General features: G+C 64.2%; 11 protein-coding genes and 3 pseudogenes. 10 read left to right on the plus strand and 4 right to left on the minus strand.

Features of this window, described 5'->3' with window-relative positions; all coding sequences use genetic code 11:
* Positions 1–264: 264 nt before the first annotated feature.
* Both IRT45_RS35340 and IRT45_RS35345 read right to left on the minus strand, forming a co-directional pair.
* On the minus strand, positions 265–744 hold the full coding sequence (locus tag IRT45_RS35340; protein WP_194810107.1) for a DUF1772 domain-containing protein: 480 nt from the start codon (positions 742–744) through the stop codon (positions 265–267).
* Between the two features lie 56 nt (positions 745–800).
* Positions 801–2237 carry a DHA2 family efflux MFS transporter permease subunit gene (locus IRT45_RS35345; RefSeq protein WP_194810108.1) on the minus strand — a complete coding sequence of 479 codons (1437 nt, stop codon included), beginning with the start codon at positions 2235–2237 and terminating at the stop codon, positions 801–803.
* A 113-nt stretch (positions 2238–2350) separates the two neighbouring features.
* On the opposite strand from IRT45_RS35345, the pseudogene IRT45_RS38145 reads away from it, so the two are divergent.
* Positions 2351–2500 (plus strand): annotated as a pseudogene (locus IRT45_RS38145) (FAD-dependent oxidoreductase); the annotation flags it as partial.
* A 495-nt stretch (positions 2501–2995) separates the two neighbouring features.
* On the opposite strand, the gene IRT45_RS38150 reads toward IRT45_RS38145, so the two are convergent.
* Positions 2996–3196 (minus strand): OapA N-terminal domain-containing protein, encoded by a 201-nt coding sequence (locus IRT45_RS38150; RefSeq protein ID WP_375540187.1) that lies wholly within the window; start codon positions 3194–3196, stop codon positions 2996–2998.
* Positions 3197–3568: 372 nt separating this feature from the next.
* Here IRT45_RS38150 and IRT45_RS35355 point away from each other — a divergent pair, with 372 nt between their 5' ends.
* From IRT45_RS35355 to IRT45_RS35390, 8 genes are all read left to right on the plus strand, one after another.
* The gene (locus tag IRT45_RS35355) at positions 3569–3994 is read left to right on the plus strand and encodes an ester cyclase (protein ID WP_194810110.1); all 426 of its coding nucleotides are present in this window, start codon (positions 3569–3571) and stop codon (positions 3992–3994) included.
* Positions 3991–4467, plus strand: coding sequence for a DUF1772 domain-containing protein (locus IRT45_RS35360; protein ID WP_228535956.1), 477 nt, complete (start codon positions 3991–3993; stop codon positions 4465–4467). Before IRT45_RS35355 ends, IRT45_RS35360 begins: the two co-directional genes overlap by 4 nt.
* Positions 4464–5492, plus strand: a complete 1029-nt coding sequence (locus tag IRT45_RS35365; RefSeq protein WP_194810111.1) for an aldo/keto reductase — start codon at positions 4464–4466, stop codon at positions 5490–5492. Before IRT45_RS35360 ends, IRT45_RS35365 begins: the two co-directional genes overlap by 4 nt.
* An 88-nt stretch (positions 5493–5580) precedes the next feature.
* Positions 5581–5829 (plus strand): hypothetical protein, encoded by a 249-nt coding sequence (locus tag IRT45_RS35370; protein ID WP_194810112.1) that lies wholly within the window; start codon positions 5581–5583, stop codon positions 5827–5829.
* 29 nt (positions 5830–5858) lie between these two features.
* The gene (locus tag IRT45_RS35375; RefSeq protein WP_194810113.1) at positions 5859–7055 is read left to right on the plus strand and encodes an FAD-dependent monooxygenase; all 1197 of its coding nucleotides are present in this window, start codon (positions 5859–5861) and stop codon (positions 7053–7055) included.
* On the plus strand, positions 7052–7837 hold the full coding sequence (ubiG, locus tag IRT45_RS35380; RefSeq protein ID WP_228535958.1) for a bifunctional 2-polyprenyl-6-hydroxyphenol methylase/3-demethylubiquinol 3-O-methyltransferase UbiG: 786 nt from the start codon (positions 7052–7054) through the stop codon (positions 7835–7837). The genes IRT45_RS35375 and ubiG overlap by 4 nt, the downstream gene beginning before the upstream one ends.
* 53 nt (positions 7838–7890) lie before the next feature.
* Positions 7891–8694: an ester cyclase gene (locus IRT45_RS35385; RefSeq protein WP_309241295.1), complete on the plus strand. Its 804-nt coding sequence runs from the start codon at positions 7891–7893 to the stop codon at positions 8692–8694.
* 15 nt (positions 8695–8709) lie between these two features.
* The gene (locus IRT45_RS35390; protein WP_375540186.1) at positions 8710–9015 is read left to right on the plus strand and encodes a carboxyl transferase domain-containing protein; all 306 of its coding nucleotides are present in this window, start codon (positions 8710–8712) and stop codon (positions 9013–9015) included.
* Here IRT45_RS35390 and IRT45_RS35395 read toward each other — a convergent pair.
* A pseudogene (locus IRT45_RS35395) lies at positions 8987–9932 on the minus strand (IS30 family transposase). The gene IRT45_RS35390 and the pseudogene IRT45_RS35395 sit on opposite strands and share 29 nt — an antisense overlap.
* Before the next feature lie 20 nt (positions 9933–9952).
* Here IRT45_RS35395 and IRT45_RS37395 point away from each other — a divergent pair.
* A pseudogene (locus tag IRT45_RS37395) lies at positions 9953–10256 on the plus strand (IS3 family transposase); the annotation flags it as partial.
* Positions 10257–10500 lie beyond the last annotated feature (244 nt).

Here is a 10500-nt window from a genome sequence, read left to right on the forward strand (position 1 = left end):
TCGAATCCTACAATTACACAACGGATTTCAGGCGCGGAACACTAGTGCGAGCATCCCGAGCCATTAGGCCGTGGCCATCGCTCGCGGATAGGGGTTGGCAACCCGTTGTGTGGAGATCAGCGATGCACTCCAGCGGGTCTGAAGGGTCGCAGGCCGATGTGATCCGTAGGCGTTCAACGCGCACGGCGCAATGACACTGTCGATACGCCAGGTATGCCCCCGAATCGGGGACATACCTGGCGTGGTCTGTATGCAGTACGACGGTCAGCTCGCCGATGCCACCAGCGCGATGCAGAGCGCGAGTAGCGCCGCGCCCTGGAGTGCGACACGCGCGTTTATTACGCTGTCCCAGGTCGCTTGCAGGGCCCGGGTGTCGGTTGCTACCTGACCCTCGGTAGCGGCTTTAGCGAGGGCTTTGTTAACCGGCGCGGCGACCCTCGCATAGATCATCAGCCAGGGCACCACGAACGCGAAGCCGAGCGCTGCTGCCACCGAGACGAATGCGTCGCCGTCGAAGCCCGCGCCAGTGGCGGCGATCACCGCAGCAACTCCTCCGATGACGCCTGGGAAGGGCATGCGCTTGTCGGCAATACGGTGCATATGCCCCATGGCGCTGGTGATTTCGGCGTCGGAGAGGTGGGTCAGGGCCGGTCGTAGCACGAATGAGCTGAATACGTCGGTGCCGTACACCGCTGCGGTGCCGACTATGGCGACGGTCAGCAGGATTTGGACCACGGTTTCCATGTCGATTCCTAGACAATCGGTGGGTGTCCTTCGATGCGCCAGGCACCCAGTAGATTTCAGTGAGCGTCGGCTGGGATGGTGGCAGGTTCACCGACTGGCGTCGGCGCAGCCTCAGCGCCGGCCGGAGCGTTGTTGGTGGTGAACAGCATTGCGACCGCGCCGGCGATGGTGGCCGCGGCACCCACACGCAGGGCGGGCACCAGTCCGTGCACGAACAGGTGCGGATCGGTGATGCTGCCACGGGCGCTGAATACCGCACCCAGGATAGCCACGCCCAGCGCACCGCCGATCTCGCGAAGCGCGTTGTTCGCGCCGGATGCGACACCCTGATGCTCAGGTCGCACCGAGCTCATGAGCATGTTCGCCACGGGTGCGTAGAACATAGACATGCCGATACCATTGAGGAGCATCGGCCCCAACTGTGCGGAGTAGGCGACGTCTACCTTCACAACCATCGCCCACCAGCCCAGGCCGATGCCCTGGATGAGCAGGCCGAGGGCCACAATTCCCTTGCTGCCGATTTTGTCGGAGACGATGCCCGCGATCGGCGCTACCACGATCGGCGCGGCGGTCCACGGCAGCAGGCGCACGCCAGCCTCGACCGGGCCATAACCCTGCACTGTCTGGAAGAACTGGCTCATCAGGAAGATGGCACCGAAATTGCCCAGTGCCATCAGCAGGCTCGCGGCATTGACGCCGCTGAAGGTAGCGTTTCGGAACAGCCGCATCGGAAGCATCGGTTCGCGGGTGCGCAGTTCCCAAATCACGAACGCCACTACCAGCACGCCACCACCGATCAGGCTGACGAGGATGCCTGTGCTGGTCCAGCCATCTGCGTTGCCGCGGATGATGCCGTAGACCAGCCCCGCGCCAGCGGCGGTGATGAGTACGGTGCCCGGGATGTCGAGTGTCGAGTTCGGGCCCCGGCTTTCCGAAAGCAGCGTCGCGGCAATGGGAATCAGGACAATGCCGATCGGCACGTTGAGCCAGAAGATCCAGTTCCAGGACAAGTGTTGGACAATGGATCCACCGACCAGCGGGCCGATGGCGATGGCGAGACCGTTGACCGCGCCCCAGACTCCAAGCACAACACCGCGAGTTTTAGGTGGCACCGCGGTGATAAGTAGCGTCAAGGTGAGCGGCATGACGATGGCCGCGCCTATGCCCTGCACGGCCCGGGCGGCGATCAGCTCGTTGATGGTGTTGGACAGTGCCGCAGCGGCGGAGGACGCGGTGAACAGTGCGAGGCCCAGGACGAACATACGTCGCCGACCGTACCGATCGCCCAGTGCGGCACCGGTCATAAGCAGCACCGCGAAGGTGAGCGTATAGGCGCTCACGGTCCATTCGAGTTGTTCGATGCCGCCGCCGAGATCTCGTCCGATGGTGGGTAGCGCGGTCATGACGACAAGGTTGTCCAGCATTGCCATGAATCCGGCGACGCCGGTGACGACGATAACCACGATCAGTGACCTGTTCGTGCCGTCCTTCATGTCAGGGCTCCTTCGTTAACAGTGCTAGATGTGAGATCAATACTAGACTAGCGTTGCTCTGATTGATAGCTTTGATCCAGCGCGAAGGGAGGGCGGACGTGAACCAGGGGCACGTGACCGTTGTCGGGGGTGGAATCGCCGGCTTGACGGCTGCTATTTGTTGCGCCGAGCAAGGTTTGAATGTGACTGTGCACGAAGCGCATTCGACGCTCGGTGGCCGTTCACGCTCGACGCCGCCGCCGTACGTCACCAACGATGGGACGCACGTCTTCTATCTCAACGGGGAGCCCTTCCGATGGCTCGTCGGTAAGGGGTTGGTGGGCCCGTTCGTCCGACTGACATTCGCCGAGGTGAACCGGATGCGGTTCCGCCGGCGCGGCGTCCTTCGCCGGACCGTGCCCGCCGCCTACCTACGGATGGTGTTCCTCGGCCGCAAGCACGTCCCGCCGGTCGATCGCTCGTTCCGGGACTGGGGGCGTGAGCATTTCAGCCCGCAGGCCATCGAGAATGCCGTGGGGTTCCTCGGCCCCGTGCTCTATGACGCCGATCCCGGTCGGCTCTCGGCGGAGTTCGTCTTTGAACGCCTACTGCGCGTGGGTGTTCCGCGCTATCCCCTGCCTACCCGTTACGTCATCGGAGGCTGGGGCGCGGTCGTGTACCGCATGGCCGCCCGTGCGACCGAGCTAGGTGTGCGGATTGAGACAGGCTCCCGGGTTACGGAACTGCCGTCAGATGGGCCGGTTATTGTCGCAACGGCGCTAGATTCGGCGCGCTCCTTGCTTGGCGATCAGTCGTTGCGTTGGGAGAGCGGCGCGGCCGCACTGCTCGATGTCGCCCTCACCCCGTCCAAGCGGGACGGCAATGTCACCTTCGATATGGACGAGGGTGGTTTCGTCGGCCACTACAGCGACCATGATTCCTCTCTGGTGCCAGAGGGGCAGACGCTGTGGCAGGGCCAAATGCCCATGCGCCCTGGCGAATCAAAGTCCGACGCGCTCGAACGGTTGGGTGGGCTCTTCGATCTGACCGCGCCGAACTGGCGTGATCGGCTGTTGTGGCAGAGCGCGTATGTTTCCCGGGGTCGCACGGGCGCACTGGATCTGCCGGGCTTCACATGGCGAGACCGGCCCGCTATAGATCGTGGTGACGGCGTCTATCTGGTGGGCGACAGCGTCGCGGCACCCGGGATCCTCGTGGAGTGCTCGATCGCCAGCGCCCGACGCGCGGCAGATCTTATCGCTGCGCGGAGGCCAAATTCTGCGCGGGCGGAAAGCCTTTCGCCGCGCAATCAGCACTGACTTCGCAGTGCGTCGACAAAGGAAGGAACCGATATGTCGGAACAGGTTTCGAGGCTCGCTCACGAGTTTGTCAGGCTCCTTAACGAACACGACGCTGAGGGCATCTCTCAGCTGCTAAGCGAGGACTACATCGACCACAACCCCATGGTCGGGGACGGCCGGGTCGCCAATGCCGAATTCTGGCGCGGTTTCTTCCTCGCCTTCCCTGATGTGCGGGCGACGGCGGAGGAAGTGATTGCCACCGAGGACCGACTTGTGGGCCGATTCTCCTACACGGCAACCCATGACGGGCCGTTTGTCGGCATCCCCGCCACTGGCAAGCCGGTCACGTTCCACACCATCGACATCTGGCATGTGCGCGATGGACTGCTGACCGAGCACTGGGACGAGATCAACCTGCTCGAGGTTTTGCAGCAGATCGGCGTTGTGCCCACCCACGAGGAGGTGGTGCCGCAATGATGGTGACGACGACCCAAATTCTCATTGTGGCGGCCATTCTCAGCAACGCGATCGTATTCGGGACCGATGCGTTCTCAGCCATCGTCGTGCGTCCGGCCCTGGCATATGTCAGCGAGGACGTGCTGGTTCGGACCATGGGGCACATTCACCTGTACGGCGACAAGAGACTCAGCTTACCGGGAACCATCGGTTCGTTGTTGGCGCTGGGTGCGGCGGTGACGGCGGGAATCAGCGGCAACGGGGCCGCCGCCGTCGCCGCCGCGGTGGCTGTCGTCGTATTGCTGGTGTGGCTGGCGGTGTTCATGCGCAGCGTCGCCCCCATCAACAAGGCGCTGACCACGGCCGCGATGGGCGGTGCGCCCATATCGGACGCCCGTGCGCGGCAAGCCGTTTCTGACGGCGTGCTGCCGATCCTGGTGGCCTGCCAGGGAGCTGCGCTGGTTGCCCTCTCTGTAGCGGGAGCACTCTCATGACTGACTCGAAGGCGTTGGCGCAATACGAATTCGGCTCCACGGGTCGCAAGACCGCACCGCTGGGCCTGGGCTGTATGGGCATGACCTTCGCCTATGGGCCCAGCAACACCTCCGAGGCGGTGGAACTCATCCGCCGCGCGGTCGACATGGGGGTTACTCTCGTAGACACCGCTGACATGTACGGTCCATACACCAACGAGGTGCTCGTCGGAAAGGCCCTGGGCGCTATGCGCCGCGAGCAGGTGATCCTCAGCTCCAAGGTCGGCTCGACCATCGATGATGAGGGCCGGTTGACCATGGGGATCGATTGCAGCCCAGCCTATATCCGTCGCAGCATCGACGGCACTCTGCGGCGGCTTGGTGTGGATCGACTGGATCTGTACTACCTGCACCGCATCGACCCGACCGTGCCGATCGAGGAAAGCGTCGGGGCCATGGCCGAACTCGTGGCAGCGGGCAAGATCGCGCATATCGGATTGTGTGAGGCGAGCGCAGCGACCGTCGCCCGCGCCCATGCTGAACACCCCATCGCCGCACTGCAATCGGAGTATTCCCTGCTGACCCGCGATGTCGAGTCCAATGGTGTGCTCGACGTCGTGCGGGAGCGTGGCATTGCATTTGTGGCGTATAGCCCGCTGAGCCGAGGTCTGCTCACCGATTCGAAGCGCGGTGTCGAGCAGTTGGCCGACACCGACTTTCGGCGCATCGCCCCGCGCTTCTCCGACGAGAACCGGCCTGCCAACGAGGAATTGGTCGCTGCGGTCCGGCGCGTGGCCAACCGACTGTCGCGCAGCACGGCGTCGGTCGCGCTTGCCTGGGTCATTGCCCAGGGCAACGTACTGACCGGAGGCAATCTCGTCGCCTTGGCCGGTGCCCGCAAGTTGGCCCATCTTAACGAGAACGGGGCGGCTGCCGTCGAGCCGCTAGAGCCACAGGATGTCGCCGAGCTATCGGCGTTGGTGCCCCAAGGCGCGACTCAAGGTGATCGATACCCCGCTGGGGCAATGCAATACCTCGACGGCTGAGCGCACTGCGGCACCGCGACGACGGATCGGGCGGGCCCAACCGGACGCGCCCGGCCCATCGCAGACACAGACGTAGGAGCACACAGACATGACTAGCGCGACCGTCCCCCGGTTTCACCCGGGCACCTGGGAGATCGATCAGGGCGGCTCGTCCATCCCATTCACCTCACAGAGCCTGATTGTGAGCGAGGTCTGCGGCGAGACCAACGGTGGTCTCAGCAGCGAGGACTTCGCCGTCAACTTCGACCTGCCGCTGGACGACGGGGACACCGCCCTCGGCGACAAGATCAAGATCACCCTGCAGATGACAGTGCATCCAGCGGAGCCAGAGCACTGACGTTCAGCCCGATCGAAAGGGATCAGCTGATGACCAAGCAATCGATATCGCATGCACTGATCGCCGGCGGTGGCATCGGAGGCCTGGCCGCCGCTGTGGCATTACGCCGTGTCGGCATCTCGAGCACCGTCTTCGAGCGAGCGGATCACATCCGCGACGGCGGTGCGGGACTTCACATCTGGAGCAACGGAATGCTGGCGCTGGCGCATCTCGGCCTGGCCGACGCGGTGCGTGAGATCGCCCCGGCGCAGTCGGTCGCCCAATTTCTGACCTGGCGTGGCGGCGTGCTCGGTCGCTGGCCAATAGGTTCGTTCGAGCAGAAGTACGGCCAGCCGACTGTCGCTATCTCGCGGGCCGCTCTGCACGGGGTATTGGCCGGTGCGTTGCCCGACGTCGAAATCCGCACCGCTGCAAGGGTTACCGGTTATCGCGACGAAGGTAATTGCGTCGCGGTCGAATTCGCCGACGGCACGCAGGCACGCGGTGACATTCTGATCGGCGCCGACGGTGTCGGGTCGGCCGTGCGTGCCGCCTTGCTGAACGATGGGCCGCCCCGCTACAACGGGTACATCGCCTGGCGCGGGCACTCTCTCATGCACCATAATCTGATTCCAACCGGAACCTTCGCGGCGCTGTTCGGTCCCGGCACTCGATTCACCTACTACGACATCGCACCGGGGGTCGTGCACTGGATGAGCGTCGCCAACGGTCCGGCCGGTGGTCGGGACAACGGATCGGCCCGGGACGTCGCCGCGATGCTCGCGGACCGGCACCGAGGCTGGGTCGACCCGGTGCCCGATATCCTCGCGGCCTCTGAACCGGACAGCATCGTTCGCGGTGACGTCGTCGACCGGCCGCCGAGCAAGAAATGGGGCGATGGACGTGTCACCTTGCTCGGGGACGCGGCGCACGCCATCACCTTCAATGTCGGCCAGGGCGCCTGCCAGGCGATCGAAGACGCTGCTGTGCTCGCACAGCAACTGGCACGCACCGACGATCCCGTTGTGGCGCTGCGCGCCTACGAGGCTGAACGTTACCCACGAACCGCCTCCATGCAGCGCATGGCGTATTGGATCGGCCGATTGGGCGCGGTCCGTGGCGCTCCAGCCGTCGCGGCGCGCGAGGTGTTGATGAAGGCGACGTGGACCCGCTTGGGCTTCCGCGGCACCGAAAACGACCACGTCGCGTACGGAACCCGTTGGACCGACCTGGTTCCGGTGAAATGACCCTCGCAAACCAAACACCAAAACTCTCAGCAGACAAGGTAGGCAAGGTAGTGACCGCAATTGATAACAAGACTCTGGCCGAGCAGCAGTTCTTCGGTGCGTTCGCCGAACACTGGTGGGACGATGACTCCAGCATGAATAACCTCAAGTCGTTCAACCCGGTGCGGTTCGGCTACTTCGAGCGTTTTGTCGACCGGTGGGCCGGCGCCAAGGTGCTCGACGTGGGTTGCGGCGGCGGCTTCACGGCCGAGTACCTCGCCAAGCGAGGCGCGGTGGTGAGTGGCATCGATGCCTCAGCCGAACTCATCGGCGCTGCACGCAAGCACGCGAGCACCGTCACCGAGCTACCCATCGACTACACCGTCGGCACAGCCGAGCAACTGCCTTACGAGGATGCAAGCTTCGACATAGTCACCTGCGTTGACGTTCTCGAGCACGTAATCGATGTGTCTCAGGTGGTCGCCGAGATCCACCGGGTGCTGAAGCCAGGCGGACTGTTCTTGTGGGACACCATCAATCGCACACCGATGGCCTTCTTCTCCATGATCGTGTTGCCGGAGTACATTCTCCGGATCGTGCCGAAGGGTGCGCATCAGTACTCGAAGTTCATCAAACCGACCGAGCTCGCCGCGATCTTCGATCGCACGGGTTTCGAGCAGGTCGAATCTCCTGTCGGCATCATGATTCTGGGGCAGCGCCAAGACGGCTCGCTGAAAATGTTCCAGTCGCGGGACAAGTCGGCCACCTACATGGGTGTTGCACGGAAGGGGGCCGCGAAGTGACCGCCGCGGCGAGCTCGGATCGGCTCGCGCACAACCGCGCTACTATCCGGAGGGTGTTCGAGGAATTCGTCAACAAGGGCGATTTCTCGGTCGTCGACGAGATCTATCGCGAGGACATGGTCGATCACGAACCGATTCCGGGCGCTCCCGACGGCCGGGTGGGCGTCAAATACACGATCGGCCAGTTGCGTGGCGCATTCGCCGACCTACGGGTGGTGATTGAGGACATGAGTGCCCAGGGTGACTATGTGGTCGTGCACAACACCTGGCACGGCACTCACACGGGTGAGCTACTGGGGATCGCGCCTACGGGTGAACGAATCGAATCCCGCGGAATCGTGGTGTGGCGCTTACAGGACGGCCTGATCGCAGAGCGGTGGGCTGTGAATGTCGCCTCGAATATGCTCGCCCAGCTGGGCATGGGCAAGTTCACGAGTGGTGGCCGATCGCGGCGGGCGCCGGCGATCACCGCTCCCGGTGACGCCCGAACGGTGATCCTCGCAGTGCGTCCGGAGGCTGAGAAGGACTGGGCCGCTGCGCAGCACATCACGCTGACCGAACGTCGTCGCGAATACGAGCAGTCGCGTCGTCGGCTCGGCATCGTGCACGAGGTATTCGCTCCGGCTGGGTCCGGAGCGATTGCGGTGACAGTGCAATGCGCCGACCCGAACCGATTGCGGACACCCGCGACAGGTCCCGGCGCGGAATTCGACGGCTGGCTGCGTGCGGCCGCCGTCGCGGCCTTCGGTTGCGATCCTTGGATCCGTCTGTCCGAGGTAGACCCGGCGGCCTTGACCTGGACCGCGCCGCCGACTGCGGCCGCCATGAACTGGGCTACAACAGTCGCCCTGGATTGAGAAAGCGAGTATGTAATGGCCGATTTGGGGGCGGCCGAACTCCGCTACCTTCGCAGAGAGCTGCACGCTGGCGACCCGGTCGCGACGGAACGACAGCGGGCCAAGGGCAAGCTGACCGCTCGTGAGCGCATCACCCTTCTGCTCGACCCGGGCTCGTTCACTGAGAGCGAGCCACTGCGCCGGCACCGTGCCAGTGGGTTCGGCCTCGAGCACCACAGGCCTCACACCGACGGTGTCGTCACAGGATGGGGCACCGTGGATCTTAGATTCAATCGGTCGTCGCAACACCAGATTATTGGAGTGATCGTAGCTGCTTGGTGAACGCTTCGGCCGCCGTCTTCCAGCCGAGTCTCTTGCGAGGTCGGGTGTTGAGGGTGTGAGCGACTGCGGCGATCTCCCCCGCCGACCACCTGGAAAGGTCGGTGCCTTTCGGAAAGTGCTGGCGCAGAAGTCCATTCGTGTTCTCGTTGGTTCCCCGCTGCCATGGGCTCTTCGGGTCGGCGAAGTAGACAGGCATGCCCGTGCGGGCGGTGAACCGGGCATGGTCGGACAGTTTCTCGCCTCGGTCCCAGGTCAGCGAACGCCGTAGCAAGGGCGGCAGTGGTCGGAGTGTTCCTGTGAGGGCATCGGTCATGGTCACGGCGCCGTAGCCGGCCAGGGCCGGCCCGTTCTCGGTGCGTGCGATGACGCCGTATCCGTCCTCGCGCGGCAGATGGATCAGCATGGTGAACCGGGTGGTCCGCTCGACCAAGGTGCCGATCGCCGAACGCTGCAACCCGCGGCGACCGGGCGTGGGTGACCGCATGGAGTCCGGGTCGTGCGCGGTCGACGCCTTGTAATCCAGCCGGTAGGTGCGGGTGGCGGCGTTGCGTCGCAACTCACGCGAGATCGTTGACGGATTCCGCCCGAGCCGGCGAGCTATCTCGCGAACTCCCGCGCCCTGGGCGCGCCAGAGCGCGATGTCCTCGCGCTCGGCCGATGACAGATACCTTACCGAAACGGACTGGGCAAACGGGGGTTCACGCCGCCAGCATGCCGGAACCAGCGGAATCCGACCGGTGAGGACCCCCCGCCTCCGCTGCGGCGTCCTCGGTCATCACTCCGCGCGCGATCGCCGCCCAGAACCGGACCCGATCTTCGCGCCACGCCACTGTCGTCCGGCCCGGCGACGGCATCTGTCCCCGATACTCCCGAACGTTCTTCCACCGCTGAACAGCTCCCACTGCCAACACCTCCATGATCAGGGGTGTTGCAACGATCAGTTGAATCCGACCAATTTCGGAGCCGAAAGTTCGTGCGTGCCTTGGCAAGACACGGCATGGTCGGATCGATGGGACGGGTCGCCTCCGCTGGTGACAATGCCGCCATGGAGGGCCTCTTCGCCCTGCTGCAGAATAACGTTCTCGACCGCCGGTCCTGGCGTACCCGCGAAACTGCGGATCGCGATCGTGATCTGGATCGAACGGACCTACCACCGGCGCCGCCGGCAGACGGGCCTGGGCCGCTTGACGCCGATCGAATTCGAGACAATCATGACCACACTGGCCAGTCAGGCCGCGTAACCGAAACTGTCACCAGATCGTGCAGGGTGGGGAGCCGCCACGCACGACCTGATGGCGGAAGCCACGGGTGAAGGGGGACGAAGTTGACAGTGGTGGCTCATCGCAGGTCGGATGCCGCGGCTTGTAGTAGCGGTCTCGGAACCTGATCGAGGACTGCGGCGTCGAGGTGTCGCTCGACGAGTTTGCCGGGCGAGCCAGGGAGGCCAGCGCCACGCTTCATCGGAATTTCCCATCCCAGGTTGAT

Source organism: Nocardia sp. BSTN01 (assembly GCF_015354405.1).
In the GTDB taxonomy this organism is placed as follows: domain Bacteria; phylum Actinomycetota; class Actinomycetes; order Mycobacteriales; family Mycobacteriaceae; genus Nocardia.

Coding starts and splice junctions, on each gene's coding strand:
- IRT45_RS35340 (WP_194810107.1), bottom strand. CDS start 744: ATGGAAACCGTGGTCCAAATCCTGCTGACCGTCGCCATAGTCGGCACC.
- IRT45_RS35345 (WP_194810108.1), bottom strand. CDS start 2,237: ATGAAGGACGGCACGAACAGGTCACTGATCGTGGTTATCGTCGTCACC.
- IRT45_RS35355 (WP_194810110.1), top strand. CDS start 3,569: ATGTCGGAACAGGTTTCGAGGCTCGCTCACGAGTTTGTCAGGCTCCTT.
- IRT45_RS35360 (WP_228535956.1), top strand. CDS start 3,991: ATGATGGTGACGACGACCCAAATTCTCATTGTGGCGGCCATTCTCAGC.
- IRT45_RS35365 (WP_194810111.1), top strand. CDS start 4,464: ATGACTGACTCGAAGGCGTTGGCGCAATACGAATTCGGCTCCACGGGT.
- IRT45_RS35370 (WP_194810112.1), top strand. CDS start 5,581: ATGACTAGCGCGACCGTCCCCCGGTTTCACCCGGGCACCTGGGAGATC.
- IRT45_RS35375 (WP_194810113.1), top strand. CDS start 5,859: ATGACCAAGCAATCGATATCGCATGCACTGATCGCCGGCGGTGGCATC.
- ubiG (WP_228535958.1), top strand. CDS start 7,052: ATGACCCTCGCAAACCAAACACCAAAACTCTCAGCAGACAAGGTAGGC.
- IRT45_RS35390 (WP_375540186.1), top strand. CDS start 8,710: ATGGCCGATTTGGGGGCGGCCGAACTCCGCTACCTTCGCAGAGAGCTG.